The organism is Meridianimaribacter sp. CL38 (assembly GCF_004328055.1).
GTDB lineage: Bacteria > Bacteroidota > Bacteroidia > Flavobacteriales > Flavobacteriaceae > Gaetbulibacter_B > Gaetbulibacter_B jejuensis.
This window is the reverse complement of the sequence record NZ_QKWS01000005.1, coordinates 26,636-44,240: the sequence shown is the minus strand read 5'-3', so window position 1 is coordinate 44,240 and position 17,605 is coordinate 26,636. Positions and strand designations below refer to the sequence as shown.

Sequence of the window (17,605 nt, the reverse complement as noted above, 5' to 3'; positions counted from 1 at the left end):
TATTTAGACTGATTTAAAATAACATTTTATATTTGCAGCAAATTTAATCAAGAATGAGTCTAAATAAAAATAAAATCTGTATTTATTTTTCACTTTTTTTTAGCTTGGTAGCGATTGCTCAAGAAGTTGAAACTGATTCTACTGAAACAAAGCAACTTGACGAAGTAATTGTTACTGCAACACGTACAGTAAGACAACTATCTTCGTTGCCATTACCAGCTCAGTTAGTCTCAAAAAAAGAAATAAAAAGTGTAAACTCATTACGATTAAGTGACATATTAAACGAGCAAACAGGATTAATTACAGTGCCTGATTTTGGTGGTGGTGAAGGCATACAACTACAAGGTTTAGACTCTCAATACACATTAGTTTTAATTGATGGAGTACCTCTTATTGGTCGTTCTGCAGGAACACTAGACATTAGCCGAATTACCGTTGGAAACATTAAACAAATAGAAATTGTTAAAGGTGCTTCGTCTAGCTTATATGGAAGTGAAGCTCTTGGTGGTGTTATAAATATAATTACTGAAAACCCTAAGTATGGGTTTAATGGAGAGCTAAACTCTAGAGTTGGAAGCTTCAATACACTAGACAACAGCTTTAATTTAGGCTACAGAAAAGAAAAGTTTTCTGTAAGCGCTTTTGTAAATAGTTTTAGTAGTGATGGTTACGACCTTAATGAAAATGATGCCTTAAACACTGTTGAACCTTTTAAAAACCACACGTTCAACACTAAGCTTACCTATAATTTTAACGAAAATACTAGTCTGTTTTTATCAGGAAGATACTATACACAAAATCAAGATTATGTAGCATCTGAAGATTTAAAAGGCGAAAGTGATATTAATGAGTGGAATGCTCATGCAAAATTAAGCCATACCTATAACGAAAAATGGAGCAGCTATTTTGAGTTTTACGCGACACGCTATATGGCAGATGAATACTTAAACAATACAGACAATTCTAGATTTAGTGAAAGTGATTTTAACCAACTATTACTAAGACCAGAGATTAGAGCGAGTTATAAAGCTTCAGAAAAAAGTGATTTTATTGGTGGTATTGGTTGGAATCATGAAACCTTAAAGCGTACTGATTTTTCGACCAACCCTGAGTTTAATTCTCCTTATGCCTACTTACAGTATGACACCAATCCAACCGAAAAACTAAACGTTATCCTTGGTGCTCGTTTTGACAACCATAGCGAATACAAATCACAGTTTAGCCCTAAAGCTGCATTAAGGTATAAGTTATCTAATAAAATTGCTGTAAAAGGATCAGTAGGTTATGGATTTAAGGCTCCTGATTTTAGACAGTTGTACTTCGACTTTACAAACTCATCAGTAGGTTATACGGTTTTAGGTTACAATGCTGTTACTACTGCAATTCCGCAAATGGAAGCTAATGGAGAGCTTGCTAACATTGTTGTTCCTATTTCAGAATTTGAAAACGAATTAAACCCAGAAAACTCAATTGGTATTAACGTTGGTGCAGATTACAGACTTTCGAATACAGTAAAAGTAGACCTTAATGTATTTAGAAACAATATTGAAGATTTAATTGATACTCGAGTAATCGCTAATAAAACCAATGGGCAAAATGTATTTAGCTACTATAATGTTCATAAGGTATTTACACAAGGATTAGAGTTTAATGTGAATTGGAAACCTAGCAATAATTTAAAATTAATGGGAGGTTATCAATTACTATTTGCTAAAGACAAAGCAGCTGTTGATGCCTTTGAAAATGGTGAAGTTTATGCAAGATTAACTCCTAGTTCACCTTCATTTCAGCTTAAAAAAGAAGATTACTTTGGGTTGTACAACCGTTCGAGACACATGGCTAATTTTAAGATTTTCTACACGTTTGAACGCTGGAAACTCGATGCAAACCTTAGAGGAACTTACAGAAGTAAATACGGACTTTACGACACTAACGGAAACACTTATTTAGATAAATACGATGAGTTTGTAGATGGTTATTCTACTTGGGACATCGCGTTTAACAAAACACTTTATAAGAATTACACATTAGGCTTTGGTATTGACAATGTTTTTGGCTTTACAGATACACAAAACATAAGCAATATTTCAGGTCGCATTATATACGGAAAACTTAATATTCAAATTTAATAAACATTAAATAACACTTAAACATCATGAAGACACTTAAATTTTTAGCATTAGCAATCGTTTTAATAGGATTCTCATCTTGTAGTAGCGATGACGACAATGGAGGTCAACAATTATTAGACGTTGAGGCAGAAACTGTATCAAATTTATACGCACCGCAAACAGGAGGACAAGGTAGTGGAGAAGATATCTCTGGAGAATTTACAAAATTCAGCTTTTCTTTAGGAACAACAACAACTAGTGAAACCGAGTGGGATATTGCTTTTAGAGGTACATCAATAATCTTAAATGGTGGTTCTTCTATGGGTACTATTGATGAGCCGGCAAGAAGTGGCGAAGCTGCTGGATATATAATAGAAGGTACATTTAATGATATTGCATCTGTAAATACAGAACTATTAACACAAGACTCTGAAGAAGGCTATGTACTTAGTGATTGGTACAGTTACGACCCAGTAAACCATGTTATTAACCCAACTGCTGGAAGAGTATTGGTTATTAAAACCCACGATGGCAAATATGCAAAAGTAGAAATTTTAAGCTATTACAAAGACGCTCCTGATAGTCCAAGTATGGAGAGCGAATATAGATACTATACTTTTAACTATGTATATCAACCTAACGAAGGTGAGATTACATTTTAATTTTTCTCATATTTAGAATTAGTTAATTAAAAAAGCCACTCCAATTGGAGTGGCTTTTTGTTTCTGAAGATTAATATAATAAATAACTATTCATAAAAAGTTACTCCTCCTGTATTGATATCATACATTGCACCTACTATCTTAATTTCTCCATTCTTTTCCATTTCTGAAAGGATAGGGCTTTCTGCATGAATTCTTTCTAGTGTTAATTCCACGTTCTTTTTTGATACTGAATCCACAAAATCTAAGTTTTTAGATGTTCTTAAGCTTTCATCTTTAGGCTCTTCAGTTGCATTAACAGCAGGTGTTATCTTTTGTATAAGTTTTGTTAAATTACCCATTTCAGCATGGTCACAAGCTCCTTTTACAGCTCCACAACTTGTATGACCCAAAACTACTATTAACTTAGTTCCTGCAAGTTTACATGCAAACTCCATGCTTCCTAATATATCCTCATTTACGAAATTTCCAGCAATACGAACACTAAAAATATCTCCTAAACCTTGGTCAAATACTAACTCTGCTGACACTCTAGAATCAATACAACTTAAGATAGTCGCAAAAGGGAACTGTCCATCACTAGTATCGTTAACTTGCTCTAGTAAGTTTCTATTTGCTTTTAAATTATTTTGAAATCTTATATTTCCTTCTTTTAAGAATTGTAAAGACTTTTCAGGAGTCATAGTTGCCTGAGATTCTTTTGTATGTGCTTTCATAATTTTCTGTTTTTTTAATATTTGTCTTTTACGTTAATTTTTATCCATTGTGTACACTCTTTAAAATTTTTAAAGATGTGTTCTCGAGGTATTAAATCTGGTATGATATCAATACGCTCCATCATATATTTTGGTTGTTTTAATAAGTCTACAAAAAGAACTTGAACATTATTTTTTCTTAGCTCTTGTAATACATCTTCCATAGCATATAAACCAGATTGATCCATATATTGCATACGCCCTAAACGAATGACTACTGTTGAAGCTGTATGTGGTATTTGAGCTGCTAAACTTTGAAAATCGCTAGTTGAGCCAAAAAACAAAGGGCCTTTTATGTGTTTAATAAAGACTTCTTCTTTCAATTTTACAGGAAAATCAACTTCATCTGCCCAAGCTTTTTCTTCTCCAAGTTTTTTAACATCAGAACGTTGTGCTGTTAAATCTCCAAGTTTTTTCATAAACATCAACGATGCTATTACTAAGCCTATTCCAACAGCGTAAACTAAATTCCAAAAGGTTGAAAGTGTTAACACAACTAACATTATCAATACTTCTGAACTTAATTTTAATGGTCCTAGTTTTATGTCTTTTGGCAATACAGGTATTGCTTTAAGTCCTTTATAGTCCATTACACCTATACCAACTGTTATTAAAATACCTGCTAAAACAGCTGCTGGAATTTTTGATGCAACTGGACCTAATGCCAATAGTATTACTAATAGCATTACACCTGCAATCATACCTGACAATCTTGTTTTTCCTCCAGATTGAATATTAACTACAGTTCTTATGGTTGCACCTGCTCCTGGAATACCTCCAAAAATAGCTCCAATTGTATTACCTATACCTTGTCCCACAAGTTCTTTATTAGGTTTGTGTTTGGTTTTGGTCATATTATCAGCTACTACACTTGTTAAAAGTGAATCGATAGCTCCTAAAAGCGCTAAAGTTAAAGCTGTAAAAATATAAGGTGTTATACTACTGAGTTTAAACTGAGTGATGATTTCTATATTAGGCATTGGAAATCCGCTAGGTATTTCCTCAATAGGTCTATAGTCTAAACCAAATCCTACAGCAATCCCAGACATCACCAATAAAGCAACTAGTGTACTTGGTATCGCTTTTGTAATTCGTTTAAAACCATAAATAATAAGTATTGTGCCTAATGCCAATAAAACTTCAAGTAAACTAATGTTTTTTAAAGCTCTTCCAAAAACCTTAAATGTTCCTAAAACACCTGAAGCTTCTTTAGCTGCTAGCGTTTTAGACTCTTTGAGTATGTCGGCTTCGGTTACTAATTCTGCTCTTCTAATGGTTTCTTTAAAGTCTTCAAGAACCAAGATTCCTTCATCTGCTTCCTCTTCAAGAATATTTTTCAGGATTACACTTTCGGCCTTAGGCTTAAACTTATTTACATACTCTTGGTCTTCTTTAGGGTAATACCCAACAGCAGGTAAAATTTGTGTAATTAAAATAATAACACCTATTGCAGTCATAAAACCCGAAACTACAGGATATGGAATGTACCTTATGTATTTTCCTAAACCTAGAGCACCAAGACCAATTTGCATTAAACCAGCTAATAAAAACACTGTTAAAATAGCAGGTAGAGCCTTTTCAACATCTCCATCGTTAGCAGCAATAATACCAGCAATAATTACCATACTTACTGCTGTCATAGGTGCTGTTGGTCCTGATATTTGGGTATTAGTTCCACCAAAAAGCGCTGCGAAAAAACTTATAAAGATTGCGCCATACAATCCAGCACTTGGACCTAAACCAGACGATACTCCAAATGCTAATGCTAATGGTAATGCTACAATACCTGCAGTAATACCTCCAAATGCATCTCCTCTTATGTTTGAAAAAAGCTTCATATTTAGCAGTTTTTAAAAGTTTGCTTTCTAATTTAACCTTTATTTCTCAAAGAAAAAAGCAATTCTAAACATTAGCTTTGGTTTTATATTATCGTTTTTTGTGGCTTATTTTTACCAAAATATACTTCCTTGTGTATATTCACTTAAGCAATTAAAAGTGATACATTAAGGTTATTTATTAATCGTTCTGCATTAAACATTGAAGACGATTTTGAACTGTTACCAGACCTTGTTTCTTCTTTGTTGAAATACAAAAGATTTACATTGCTTTTTGTTAAATAATTTGACAAGTTACTAATTGCATTATCACTCTTATCAAATACGTATTCAATTACTTTAGAGTTGAATAGTGCACTTGAAGTGGTGGAATGCATTTCGCCATCAACCAACTTAAATGATTTTAATGGTTGGGTGTTTTTCTCAAACAAGTTTTTAACAAAAGCATTGTTTACTGTATCTCCTGAGTCTTGTAACAAACCTAATGACAATTCTTGATTAGGCTCTAAAGTACTCTTTGAAGGTACAATTAAAACGGTTCCTTTATGCTGTTTTAATACATAATTAGCAATCCTATCTCCTACCACGCTAAAGGCTTTCTTTTTCTTACCTAAAACTATTACATCAGGTTGTTGCTGACTTATATAGTTTTTGATTTCGTCTTTAACATTGCCAAAAGAAAACTGATAGTTGATTTTTATATCACATGCTTTTGAAATTGGCTCGACAGTATTTTTTATGTCTTTTTCAAATGCATTGTACTTCTCATTTAAAGTTCTCATGGCTGAAAGTTGACTTTCTCTTTCAACCACATCAGTAAATTTTTGTACAGAGAAGAGATCAATTTCGCCATCAACCTTTTTTGCAAGGTTGACAGCGTTGTTGAGTAAAGTACTTGGTGAATCTTTAAGATCGGTAAGTACTAATATTTTATATTGTTTTGACATGGTGTTTTTAGCTTAAACTTATTTTCGATTTAGGTCTTTCATTAAAGAACCTAATAAAGCTCGAAGGGTTTTCAACCACACCACGTTTAGAGATTAGTTTCATGTCAATATTTCGTTCTTCAGCCTTTAAGATAAAGTCTTCAAGAATTTCTATAATATCATAATCTAGATATCTTGTTTTAATTAAATCAATTTCAAGATATGTATCTCTTGGTATGCTGTCCAACTCCTTAAGGATTGCTCCTTTATTTAAAAAGATAACTTCCTCGGCAAGTGTCATTTTTATTTTATGTTTTCCATTGCTCTTGTCTTCAATATGAAGGAAATGAGAATTTTGGTAACTCTTTAATAAAATAACTACTATACCAACTGCAAGACCTAAACTAATACCTACTAATAAATCGGTAAATACAATACCTATTACAGTGACAAAAAATGGTACAGATTGCTTCCATCCTAGTTTATACATTTGTTTAAACAATGCTGGTTTTGCAAGTTTGTAACCTACTACTAGTAATATTGCTGCTAATACTGATAATGGAATCATATTAAGCAAACGAGGTATAAGAATTACAGATATTAAAAGGAAGAATCCATGAATAATAGCCGATAATTTTGATCTACCTCCAGATTGAATATTGGCAGAACTACGAACAATTACCTGAGTAATTGGTAATCCTCCAATGAAACCAGAAATCATGTTACCAGCACCTTGAGCCAATAACTCTCTGTTAGTTGGTGTTACATTTTTATGAGGGTCTAATTTATCAGTTGCCTCAACGCAAAGCAAAGTTTCTAAACTTGCTACAAGTGCAATTGTAAATGCTACAACCCAAATATCAGGATTAGTGATAGCAGAAAAATTAGGGAAACTAAATTGACCAAAAAAGTCCGATGCGCTTTCTGGTATTGGAACGCTTACTAAATGCGACTCAGCAATAGATAAGCTTTCGTTATCCTTAGTAAACACATACCATATAATACCTAAAATTACAGCTACTAAAGGTCCTTGTATCAATTGGAATATTTTACCTTTTTTAGACAAAACTTTATCCCAAAGGATAAGAATTGCTAAACCTACAGCTCCAATAATAAAAGAGCCCCAAATAATATTATCAGAAATACTAAGCAATGCAGAAAATGTGTTTTCTCCTGAAGCTTCTAAAAAACTATCAGCTCCTTCTGGCTCAGCATCATACCCAAAAAAGTGTGGGATTTGTTTTAAAATAATAATGATACCAATACCTGTAAGCATTCCTTTAATTACTGAAGACGGGAAATAATACCCAATAACTCCAGCTTTTAAAACTCCAAATAAAATTTGAATACCACCAGCAATTACAACAGCTACAAGAAAGTTTTGATAACCGCCTAAAGTTCCAATAGCAGTTAATACAATAGCTGCTAAACCTGCTGCTGGACCACTTACTCCAATTTTAGATCCACTTAAACCTCCTACAACAATACCTCCAACTATACCAGCTATTAATCCTGAAAATAATGGTGCTCCACTGGCTAGAGCAATACCTAAACACAATGGTAAGGCAACAAAAAATACGACAATACTTGCCGGCAAATCACTTTTAATTGTTTTAAACATATTAAAATTTGTTTTTAAAATTTGATAATAAAAATGTGACCTATTACTAAGCTAATAGGTAAAAAAACTAATTATAATATGTGCTGTTCGGGAGGTGGAGAGAGGTTCTCTAGGCTTAGAGAAGAATAGTTAATTTGGTAATGCGAGTTGTGTTTTATACTATTATCAAATACAATTAAATCATCGTATAATGAATTGTCTAAAAACTTAACCTCAACATTTTTACTTATTTCGCTTTGGCTATTTTCCTCTTCGTTTACACTGTAGAAAGCAGCTACATTAAAATCTTTGTCCACAATAGAAATAATTGTAGGTGCAGCTAAAAAAGCTGAAAAGATTATTAGTATAGCTAATGATGTGACTTTCTTACCCATAAAGGAAAATTACATAAGTTGCAAATATAAAACTTGAACTTTAAATATTCGTTAAATATATTTTAAAACTATAGTTCTTTGATATCCTTATTCTGAATCCAGCCCTGTTTTCCGTCTGAAAGTTTAATTTTTTTCCAATCGTTTACTGTATCCAAAATTTGAACTTTAGTGCCTTCATGAAGTTTAAAGGCTTCTTCGCTTCTTAAATTAGGTTCACTCTTAACTTGGCTTTCTTGAGCAAACACTATTGCTGGTTTATTGTTTTTATCGATTTCAAATTTATGAAATGCAAAGGCTAAAGCCACTAATGATAATACTAAAAACAATAAGCTAGAAACGAAAGTTATTCGCTTTTTACCAGTAGATTGACTAAAATAATATACAATACAAAGTATTACAAACAATATAATTCCTACTACCGATAAATAAGCCCAATTATCATAGCTAAATGTATTTGTTGCGCTTTTCATTAGTCTTGAAAAACCAACTTCTGGCATTACATCGATAGCATCAATGGTCATATTCTTTGCAAAAGCCATATTGTTTTTAATATCCTTATCGTTTGGCGACAACTGTAATGCTTTTTCGTAGTAATAAATGCTAGGAGCTACATTATTGAGTTTATAATGTGCATTGGCCAAATTAAAATACAATTCGGCTGAGTGTTTGTCGCTTTTTAAAATAGCATCATACTTCTCTATTGCTTCGGCATATTTACCTTCATTGTATAACGTGTTTCCCTGATCAAACAATGCTTCGTTTTGAGAAAAACCAAAAGAAGACACCAATACTGTTATAATTACCAATATCTTTTTCATCTTATTGCATTTGTTTATCAATTAACGAAATAGTTTTTGCAGCTTTATCATAATCCTGTTGCATCTCCACATTAGAAATTGGTGTGTATCTTGCCAATTCGCAGTTTTTAAGGATTTCAATAAATTCTGATACAACACTAGCATCTACACTTTTTTCAGCAAGTAATGATTGTATTTTATCTTTACTTAAATCGCTTGTTTCAATGTGTAGTTTTGCTTTTAAGTAATTATGAAGTGCCTTTTCTAAAGCTATGTAAAAGGTTTCTTTTTTACCTAAAGCACGTTTCGCTTCGCTTAAGTATTTTTTAGCTAGCTTATCGGCTTTTCTAATTTTATTACCAAACACATCTGCATTACGCTTTTCTTTTTCTCTTCTAAAAACTATTGCTAAAGGAATTGCTAAAAGCGGTAACAACAAAGCACTCCAAAATCCTGTAGACTTGAAGAAATGAGTAGTAGTTGTTGGCGTAAGATTTGTTTCAGTCTTTACAAAAGCAAATTGGTCGTTGCTTAAGACAACCTTCTGTTTGTTATTTGCTGCAGTAGTAATGCTGTTATCTGATGCTGAATTGTTTGTAGGACCTTCTAAAACATCAATTATAATCTCTTTTGAAGATACTCTCTTGTAAGTTTCAGTCTTTAAATCAAAATACGAAAACGACACACTTGGTATAGGATACTTTCCTTTAAATTGTGGCACAACTGTGTAACTATCAGAAATGCTTCCTTGTGTACCATCTAAATTGGTTCTCACGTTTTCAGAATGCTCTGGCTCATAAATTTCTAATGAACTAGGTACTGTGATTTTAGGAAGGTTAAAGAGTTTTAAATTTCCGTTTCCTGATACTTCAACTTTTAACTGTAAAGATTCCGAAGCATTTAATTGACTTTTAGATGCTGAAATATTAAAATCGAAATCACCAACAGCTCCTGTAAAATCAGCTGGTTTAGTACTTTCAGGAAGTGGTTTTACGTTTATAGTTTTGCTACCTGCAGATACTGTTCTATGTACAGAGGTCATTAATCTCCCTCCAAATATATCTCTTCGGTTTGTTGGCACATCTACAGTAACATCTAGCGACAAAGGTTCTATTTCAAGCTTTCCTGATTTTTGAGGGTAAAGCACTGTTTTACGAAGCACTACATAACGATAATCTTCACCATTATACGTTCCGTTTTGAACCTTTAACCCTTTGATATTGATGTTTTGACTCCAAAAATCATTATATCTTGGATTATCAATTTCACGCCAATTACTTACTCCTGTTGAAGACGACACATATAGCTTGTAAACTACTGTTATTGCTTCATTAAGGTAAGGGTTGGTTTTAGAAATTTCGGCAACTAGATGAATATTCTCATTAGCTACATTTTCGGCATTATCAGGATCATTAGGTCTACTCACAGCAGCAGTAACCTCTACTGAAACCGTTTGAGTTTTATACACCTGATCATCAATTTCAATAGTTGCTTGTTTAATAGTAAACTTACCTCGCTTTTTTGGTGCTAAAAAGTAGCTATAGGTTTTAGAAAACGAACGTTTACCGTTTAACCATGTATTACTTACTGATGTGTTTGGTCCACCAATAACCGTAAAATCTTGAAAATCTGGAGGTGTAAAATTGTCTCCATCTTTATTCATTTCAAAATCAATACGTAAGCGTTCATTAATACCTAACTTAGTTTTGCTCACCTTAGCTTCAAACTTAACCTGAGAAATCCCTATACTTGTAACAAGTAGAGCAATTAACAATGTTATGTTTTTTAAGATTTTCATGGTGTAAAACTCTTTGATTTTATGATTTAACGTTTACTGTTATTGTATTTGTTTCTACTAGCTTATGCCTTCCAGCTTCAAGCTATCATTACCAATCCTTTTCTGTTTGTACTTTTATTCCTTTTTGCTTTTCGGCATTCATTTTTTCTTGAACTTTCTGTTCTTGATTATTCATGGCTTCAAGCAAATTCTTTATTTGTTGAGGTGATAATTGACCAGGTTGCGGTTTTTGCTGCTGTTTGTCTTTATCTCCATCTTTTTGTTCTTGTTTTTCATCTTTAGGCTTGCCTTCTTCATCTTTCTTATCGTCACCTTCTTTCTTGTCTTGATCGCCTTCGTCTTTTTTATCTTGATCGTCTTGTTCTTGCTCTTTTTCTTGATCTTCTTTCTTTTCGTCCTCTCCGTTTTCGTCGTCTTTTTTATCTTGATCTTGACCTTGTTGGTTTTCTGCACATTCTTTAGCCAATGCTAAATTGTAACGTGTTTCGTCATCGGTTGGGTCGTTTCGCAATGCATTTTTATAAGCTTCAACAGCTTCTTTACATTGTTCGTTTTCCATTAAAATATTACCAATATTGTGAAACGCACTATGTTTTGCTGCTTTATCAGTTGAATATTTTGTGGCTTGTTCTAATCGATACAAGGCTTCTTCGTAACTCCCTTTTTGAACGTAGGATGTTCCTAAATTATAAGCTCCAACTACATTTGACGGCTGTTCTGAAATAGCTTTTCTATATTCCATTTCAGCAGAAATATAGTCGTCTTTTTCTATTAAATCGTTAGCTTCATATACATGGTCGTTAGCTTTTTTTAAAGCCAATAATTGCTCTTTTTCTTTGTCTTGAGAATAGACAGAAAAAGCGGTCAACATAAGTATTAATAAAGTAATCTGTTTCATGGCATAAGCTTCAAAATCAACGAATATTACTAATTTTTTGACATTTACTATCATAAGTTTTCGTTAAATAAATTCAACTTCTTTAACCAACCTGTCTTACGTTCTAACAACAAAACATCAAAAACCAATAGAAAAATTCCGAAAGCTAAAAACCATTGGTATTGGTCTTTAAAATCGGCAAATTCTTTTGCTTCAAACTCGGTTTTATCCATCTTGTTAAGAATATCTCTAATGCTATCTACAACTTCGTTTGTGTTTTTTCCATTAATGTAAGCTCCATTTGCTTCTTCGGCAATTTCCTTTAAAGTGTCTTCATTTAAACGTGTGATAACCGTTTCGCCTTGGTTATCTTTTTTATAGTTTAAAACCACTCCATTTCGCTTTATTGGAATTGGTCCTCCTTTTTCGTCTCCTACACCAATTGTAAAAATCCTGATACCTTCTTCTCCAGCTTCTTCGGCAACATTAGTGGCAATATCGCTATGGTCTTCACCATCAGAAATAATGATTAACACTCTATTGGTTTGTTCCTCATCGTCGTAATAGGTTTTAGCCAATTCGATGGCTTCGTTGATTGCTGTTCCTTGAGAGGATAGCATATCGGTATTCATATTCTGAAGGAACATTTTTGCCGAAGCATAATCGGTTGTAATTGGTAATTGCGGAAACGCTTTTCCTGCGTAAGCAATAATACCTACTCTATCACTTGCTAAATTGTTTATGATTTGAGTTACTAGCTGTTTTGCCTTGTCCAATCTATTAGGAGCAACATCTTCAGCAAGCATACTTTTAGAGACATCAACTGCAAAAACAATATCTACTCCTGAGCGTTTTACAGTTTCTAGTTTTGTGCCAATTTTTGGGTTTACCAATGCAATTGTAATAAACGTAAATGCTAAACAAAGCACTAATACTTTTAGAATTGACTTGAATAACGATTGATTAGGACTTAATCGTTTTAAAAGTGTTTTATTAGCAAATTTACGCTGCGTTTTATACTTCCATAATTGGAGTAACAAAAAGAACAGTAGTATTACCGGAATAACCAGTAGCAACCAAAACCATATTTTTTCTTCTAATTGAAACATCTATATAAAACTTCTAAAAACTGTATTTTTTAATAAGAATTCTAACAACAGTAAAAATCCTGCCAGTAGCACTAACGGACGGTATTTTTCTTCGTAATTGTAAAACTTGAATTCTTCTATTTCGGTTTTTTCTAACTTATTGATTTCGTCATAAATCTCGGCTAACTTTTTATTGTTAGTTGCTCTAAAATACTTTCCGCCTGTAACCTCAGCGATTTCTTTTAGCAGCTCTTCGTCAATTTCAACCTGAACTCTTCCGTATTGAAAGTTTCCGTTTGATAAAATTTGAACAGGAGACAATGCCATACCATTGGTTCCTAAACCAATAGTATAGGTTTTTATACCATACTCAACCGCTAATTCGCTAGCAATTTTTGGATCGATAAATCCTGAATTGTTTACTCCATCGGTTAATAGAATGATAACTTTACTCTTGGCTTTACTATCTTTTAAACGGTTAACAGAGGTTGCTAAACCCATTCCTATTGCTGTTCCGCCTTCAATAATAGTATTGTATTTAATCTCGTTTAACGAACGAAGCACTATAGCTTTGTCACTTGTTATAGGTGTTTTTGTATAGCTTTCTCCTGCATACTCAACAAGCCCTATTCTATCATTTGGCCTACCTTTTATAAATTGAGCAGCTACCTTTTTTAAGGCTTCCAAACGGTTAGGTGAAAGGTCTTTTGCCAACATACTTGCCGACACGTCAATAGCCATTACAATATCAATACCTCTAGTTGTTTTGGTTTTTGTTGAAACATCAACCGTTCGTGGTCTTGCTAATGCAGTAATTAATAATCCTAATGCTATTAACCTAAACGCAAATAAGAGATGCTTAAGCTTTGGCAACCATGAACTAGTTACCTTAAACCCTTTAAGGCTCGATATCTTTAATTCGGCTGTTTGTTTTTTGTGCTTAAGGATATACCAAACCAACAACAGTGGTAGTAATAACAACAACCAAAACAACTCTTTATTTAAAAACTCAATACCTTCAAACATCTATTCGGTTTCTTTTTGTTGTAATTCAATTGAATTAATTATTCTATCAACAATTTGATTTGCATACTCATCATCTTCAATCCAAGTGATAAGTACTTGTTGAATAACTACACCATTACTGGTAAAACTCAAAATCGTGTATTTACCATGTATAAAATCGGTTGGCGATTTAGGAAAATCTAAAGTTCCATAGGTTTTTAAGCCTTCGGCTCCATTAGGTGTGGTAAACTTATCTGATTTAGTGATAATATTTTTTGCACCTTTACCTTCTAACGTTTTTAGGTTATCTTCAACAGCTAAATTTAAATCTATACCTTCTTGTTTTTGGGCTAAAGTTGTGGTTGAAATGACTATAGTTAGCTCATTTGGTAATTCATAACCAAAAGTGGTCAATTTCATTTTATCCTTCACCTCATCAGGAACAGGAACTTCTATGCGTTTAAGAACCTCTGGTGTTGAAATTCTTATTGGAGGCACACCATAATCACTAGTTACCCAATTACCTTCTAGAAGTTGTTTGGTTTCTTTTCTTATGATGGTATCCACAACATAGTTAAACCCATATTTAATTGAAAACCCTGTAAAAGTTGCTGTCATAAGTGCTAAAACTATTGCAGCAGTTAGTACAATTTTCTTTCTTTTTTTCTTACGTTCTTGCGTTTCTCTATACTGTTGGTCAAGCAGTTTTTCTTCTTCAGAAGGTTCTGGTAAGGCTTCTTTTACATGGTCAATTTCTAGATCAATAGTATTTCGGTCTAATTCAGCTAGAGCAACATCTGGAGCAGATTTAGCGAATTTTACTAAATCGGCACGCTTAAGAATATTCTCAAGGTTTTTAATGTCTTCTTTTGAAATGTCAATTTGATTAGCATCTTTTAAAAGATTCAATCTTGAAATCAGCTCGTCCGTAGTACTTTCTAAGGCTTTATCATACACCTTTTCATCTAAATACCTTCTGATAATAAAGGTCAATTCTGAATAGTATTCTTTTAACTCTGAGTTTTGAAGATAATTAGTTTCGTCTAGCTTTTTTAAAGCAAGTTTTGCTCTGTCATAAGGTGGAAGTAATGCAATTTCCTCTTCTTCGGTTAGTGGCTTTTTTCGCCATATAAACCAATACAGTAAAAAGGCAACTAATGCTAAAATAGCAATTACAATAAGTAGAGTTGTTATCCAATTGGATTTACTTTTTTCAACACCTATAAGTGGTTTAATATCATAAAGACCTTGTTTGGTCGTATCGACAACTACATTGGAAACCTCAACTTTTAACGAATCGGTAAAAAAAGTTTTATCTCCAATAACAATTTTTTGTCTTGGTATGGTGTAGTGACCAGAATCGAACTGCGTTAAACCATATTTTTTGATAAGACTATACTTGGCATCGAGCTTTGTAGTATCTACTTTATAAGACTCAATCATTTCAAGAGGTGAAAATGTTTGACCTTCAGGAAAAACCACAAGTGCAGTGGTGTCTGCTTCAACTTGAATTTTATAAGTGATTTGCTCACCTATTTTTATTTTAGTAGAATCTATTGATGATGTAACCTGAGCAAAAGAGAATACAGAACAAAGCACAAAGCACAGAGACAATAACATTGTTCTGTTCTTTATTTTAAAATTCATATTTCTAAAATCGTTAATCATAAATTGTTTTATCCTCTACGTTTAAAATACCCTAGCAACTTTTTTACATAACTTTCGTCTACTCGACAATCAATAGTTCCTGCACCAGATTTTGTAAAACTATCCTTGTAATAGTCTACACGCTCTTTATAATATTTGCTGTAGTTACGTCTTACAGTTTTAGACTGAGTGTTTACAAGCATTAACTCGCCACTTTCTTCATCTTGCATTTGTACCATACCAATATTTGGTATGTCTTCTTCGCGTTTATCATAAACCCTAATACCAGTAACATCGTGTCTTCCTGATGCTATTTTTAAGGTTTGCTTATAGTCATCAGTAATGAAATCGCTAAGCACAAAAACTATGGCTTTCTTTTTCATTACGTTAGAAAGAAACTTTAACGCCTCAGCAACATTGGTTTGTTTACTTTTAGGTTGAAATTCTATAAGCTCTCGTATAATACGAAGTACATGCGAGCGTCCTTTTTTAGGTGGAATATACAGCTCAACATCATCTGAAAAGAGAATGAGTCCGATTTTATCATTGTTTTGAGTTGCAGAAAAGGCCAGTGTTGCAGCTATTTCGGTTACAATTTCATTTTTGAACTGAGCTTCGGTTCCAAAAAATTCAGAACCTGAAACATCTACCATAAGCATCATGGTAAGTTCTCGCTCTTCTTCAAAAACCTTGATATATGGTTCGTTATAACGTGCAGTTACATTCCAGTCTATATTACGAACATCATCACCATATTGGTACTGCCTTACTTCAGAAAAAGTCATACCACGACCCTTGAAGGTTGAGTGATACTCACCACCAAAAATATGATCAGACAATCGACGTGTCTTAATCTCTATTTTTCGTACTTTTTTTAGTAATTCTTTAGTATCCATTTTTTTTAGTATGCAGTGTTCAGTATGCAGTAAGCAGTCCTAAAATAGCATCCAGTAATTAGTTTTCAGTTTTACACTGAAGACTCACGACTGAATACTGCCAACTAATTAAGGTACTTCAATCTCGTTTACGATTTTATTAATGATGTCTACTGAAGTTACATTTTCGGCTTCGGCTTCGTAAGTAATTCCAATTCTGTGACGTAACACATCATAAACCACAGCTCTAACATCTTCAGGAATAACATATCCACGACGCTTTATAAAAGCATAACATTTTGCAGCAGTTGCAAGATTGATACTTCCACGAGGTGATGCACCAAAAGAAATTAGTGGTTTTAAATCGGCTAGTTTATATTTTTCAGGATAACGTGTAGCAAAAATAATATCGAGGATGTACTTTTCTATTTTTTCATCCATATACACTTCTCTAACTGCTTTTTGAGCATTAAGGATTTGTTGAAGTGATACTACTGGGTTTACTTTTTCGAAAGCACCTTTTAAGTTAGCACGAACAATTAATTGTTCTTCTTCAATTTTAGGATAATCGATAACTGTTTTCAACATAAAACGGTCGACTTGTGCTTCAGGTAACGGATAAGTTCCTTCTTGCTCAACAGGGTTTTGTGTTGCCATAACCAAAAACGGCTTATCTAATTTAAAGGTGTCGTCACCAATAGTTACTTGCTTTTCTTGCATCGCTTCTAGTAATGCCGACTGCACTTTTGCAGGCGCTCTGTTAATCTCATCAGCAAGTACAAAATTGGCAAATATTGGTCCTTTTTTTATAGAGAAGTCGTTTTGCTTCATGTTGTAGATTAATGTACCTGTAACATCGGCAGGTAATAAATCTGGTGTAAACTGAATTCTGCTAAAACTACCATCAACTGCTTGAGAAAGCGTGTTAATAGCCAATGTTTTTGCTAACCCAGGAACACCTTCTAGAAGGATATGTCCTTGTCCAAGTAATCCGATAAGTAATCGTTCAACCATGTGTTTTTGCCCAACAATTACTTTATTCATTTCTAAAGTAAGTAAATCAACAAAAGCACTTTCTTTTTCAATTTTCTCGTTAATTGACTTAATATCAATTGTACTTGTATCTTCCATCATTTTTTGGTTTTTAAAAAGCTCGAATATAGTATGCTTATTTGAGTGATGCAAATTGTTAAAATTTTTTGTGTGCTGTTGTTAATAATTGGTTAAAAAATAA

At 33.1% G+C, this 17,605-nt stretch carries 15 protein-coding genes; 2 read left to right on the top strand and 13 right to left on the bottom strand.

Features of this window, described 5'->3' with window-relative positions; genetic code table 11:
- Nucleotides 1–53: 53 nt before the first annotated feature.
- A complete protein-coding gene (locus tag DMZ43_RS12355) occupies nucleotides 54–2,129 on the top strand; it encodes a TonB-dependent siderophore receptor (protein WP_131508673.1) in 2,076 nt (691 codons plus the stop codon).
- A gap of 26 nt (nucleotides 2,130–2,155) precedes the next feature.
- On the top strand, nucleotides 2,156–2,773 hold the full coding sequence (locus DMZ43_RS12350; RefSeq protein WP_131508671.1) for an HmuY family protein: 618 nt from the start codon (nucleotides 2,156–2,158) through the stop codon (nucleotides 2,771–2,773).
- A gap of 86 nt (nucleotides 2,774–2,859) precedes the next feature.
- Here the strand turns inward: DMZ43_RS12350 and DMZ43_RS12345 are convergent, their stop codons facing one another.
- The 13 genes from DMZ43_RS12345 to DMZ43_RS12285 form a co-directional block, all read right to left on the bottom strand.
- On the bottom strand, nucleotides 2,860–3,489 hold the full coding sequence (locus tag DMZ43_RS12345; RefSeq protein ID WP_129760835.1) for a carbonic anhydrase family protein: 630 nt from the start codon (nucleotides 3,487–3,489) through the stop codon (nucleotides 2,860–2,862).
- Nucleotides 3,490–3,503: 14 nt separating this feature from the next.
- On the bottom strand, nucleotides 3,504–5,366 hold the full coding sequence (locus tag DMZ43_RS12340; protein WP_131508669.1) for a SulP family inorganic anion transporter: 1,863 nt from the start codon (nucleotides 5,364–5,366) through the stop codon (nucleotides 3,504–3,506).
- Between the two features lie 143 nt (nucleotides 5,367–5,509).
- Complete coding sequence (locus tag DMZ43_RS12335) at nucleotides 5,510–6,310, bottom strand: universal stress protein (RefSeq protein ID WP_131508668.1); 801 nt, start codon at nucleotides 6,308–6,310, stop codon at nucleotides 5,510–5,512.
- A gap of 7 nt (nucleotides 6,311–6,317) precedes the next feature.
- Nucleotides 6,318–7,910, bottom strand: a complete 1,593-nt coding sequence (locus DMZ43_RS12330) for a SulP family inorganic anion transporter (protein ID WP_131508666.1) — start codon at nucleotides 7,908–7,910, stop codon at nucleotides 6,318–6,320.
- Nucleotides 7,911–7,981: 71 nt separating this feature from the next.
- On the bottom strand, nucleotides 7,982–8,284 hold the full coding sequence (locus DMZ43_RS12325) for a hypothetical protein (protein ID WP_131508664.1): 303 nt from the start codon (nucleotides 8,282–8,284) through the stop codon (nucleotides 7,982–7,984).
- Nucleotides 8,285–8,352: 68 nt separating this feature from the next.
- Nucleotides 8,353–9,102, bottom strand: coding sequence for a tetratricopeptide repeat protein (locus tag DMZ43_RS12320; protein WP_131508662.1), 750 nt, complete (start codon nucleotides 9,100–9,102; stop codon nucleotides 8,353–8,355).
- A 1-nt stretch (nucleotide 9,103) separates the two neighbouring features.
- Nucleotides 9,104–10,879 (bottom strand): BatD family protein, encoded by a 1,776-nt coding sequence (locus DMZ43_RS12315; protein WP_131508660.1) that lies wholly within the window; start codon nucleotides 10,877–10,879, stop codon nucleotides 9,104–9,106.
- 88 nt (nucleotides 10,880–10,967) lie between these two features.
- On the bottom strand, nucleotides 10,968–11,831 hold the full coding sequence (locus DMZ43_RS12310; protein WP_370450276.1) for a tetratricopeptide repeat protein: 864 nt from the start codon (nucleotides 11,829–11,831) through the stop codon (nucleotides 10,968–10,970).
- The gene (locus DMZ43_RS12305; RefSeq protein ID WP_131508656.1) at nucleotides 11,828–12,865 is read right to left on the bottom strand and encodes a VWA domain-containing protein; all 1,038 of its coding nucleotides are present in this window, start codon (nucleotides 12,863–12,865) and stop codon (nucleotides 11,828–11,830) included. Before DMZ43_RS12305 ends, DMZ43_RS12310 begins: the two co-directional genes overlap by 4 nt.
- Complete coding sequence (locus DMZ43_RS12300) at nucleotides 12,866–13,870, bottom strand: VWA domain-containing protein (RefSeq protein ID WP_129760827.1); 1,005 nt, start codon at nucleotides 13,868–13,870, stop codon at nucleotides 12,866–12,868. It lies immediately after the preceding gene.
- The gene (locus DMZ43_RS12295; RefSeq protein WP_238155819.1) at nucleotides 13,871–15,496 is read right to left on the bottom strand and encodes a BatD family protein; all 1,626 of its coding nucleotides are present in this window, start codon (nucleotides 15,494–15,496) and stop codon (nucleotides 13,871–13,873) included.
- 29 nt (nucleotides 15,497–15,525) lie between these two features.
- Complete coding sequence (locus tag DMZ43_RS12290) at nucleotides 15,526–16,392, bottom strand: DUF58 domain-containing protein (RefSeq protein WP_131508652.1); 867 nt, start codon at nucleotides 16,390–16,392, stop codon at nucleotides 15,526–15,528.
- 108 nt (nucleotides 16,393–16,500) lie between these two features.
- On the bottom strand, nucleotides 16,501–17,505 hold the full coding sequence (locus DMZ43_RS12285) for a MoxR family ATPase (protein WP_129760824.1): 1,005 nt from the start codon (nucleotides 17,503–17,505) through the stop codon (nucleotides 16,501–16,503).
- Nucleotides 17,506–17,605: the final 100 nt, after the last annotated feature.

What these genes read in the sequence shown, in the direction of transcription:
- DMZ43_RS12355 (WP_131508673.1), top strand. Translation starts at nt 54, where the DNA reads ATGAGTCTAAATAAAAATAAAATCTGTATTTATTTTTCACTTTTTTTT.
- DMZ43_RS12350 (WP_131508671.1), top strand. Translation starts at nt 2,156, where the DNA reads ATGAAGACACTTAAATTTTTAGCATTAGCAATCGTTTTAATAGGATTC.
- DMZ43_RS12345 (WP_129760835.1), bottom strand. Translation starts at nt 3,489, where the DNA reads ATGAAAGCACATACAAAAGAATCTCAGGCAACTATGACTCCTGAAAAG.
- DMZ43_RS12340 (WP_131508669.1), bottom strand. Translation starts at nt 5,366, where the DNA reads ATGAAGCTTTTTTCAAACATAAGAGGAGATGCATTTGGAGGTATTACT.
- DMZ43_RS12335 (WP_131508668.1), bottom strand. Translation starts at nt 6,310, where the DNA reads ATGTCAAAACAATATAAAATATTAGTACTTACCGATCTTAAAGATTCA.
- DMZ43_RS12330 (WP_131508666.1), bottom strand. Translation starts at nt 7,910, where the DNA reads ATGTTTAAAACAATTAAAAGTGATTTGCCGGCAAGTATTGTCGTATTT.
- DMZ43_RS12325 (WP_131508664.1), bottom strand. Translation starts at nt 8,284, where the DNA reads ATGGGTAAGAAAGTCACATCATTAGCTATACTAATAATCTTTTCAGCT.
- DMZ43_RS12320 (WP_131508662.1), bottom strand. Translation starts at nt 9,102, where the DNA reads ATGAAAAAGATATTGGTAATTATAACAGTATTGGTGTCTTCTTTTGGT.
- DMZ43_RS12315 (WP_131508660.1), bottom strand. Translation starts at nt 10,879, where the DNA reads ATGAAAATCTTAAAAAACATAACATTGTTAATTGCTCTACTTGTTACA.
- DMZ43_RS12310 (WP_370450276.1), bottom strand. Translation starts at nt 11,831, where the DNA reads ATGATAGTAAATGTCAAAAAATTAGTAATATTCGTTGATTTTGAAGCT.
- DMZ43_RS12305 (WP_131508656.1), bottom strand. Translation starts at nt 12,865, where the DNA reads ATGTTTCAATTAGAAGAAAAAATATGGTTTTGGTTGCTACTGGTTATT.
- DMZ43_RS12300 (WP_129760827.1), bottom strand. Translation starts at nt 13,870, where the DNA reads ATGTTTGAAGGTATTGAGTTTTTAAATAAAGAGTTGTTTTGGTTGTTG.
- DMZ43_RS12295 (WP_238155819.1), bottom strand. Translation starts at nt 15,496, where the DNA reads ATGAATTTTAAAATAAAGAACAGAACAATGTTATTGTCTCTGTGCTTT.
- DMZ43_RS12290 (WP_131508652.1), bottom strand. Translation starts at nt 16,392, where the DNA reads ATGGATACTAAAGAATTACTAAAAAAAGTACGAAAAATAGAGATTAAG.
- DMZ43_RS12285 (WP_129760824.1), bottom strand. Translation starts at nt 17,505, where the DNA reads ATGATGGAAGATACAAGTACAATTGATATTAAGTCAATTAACGAGAAA.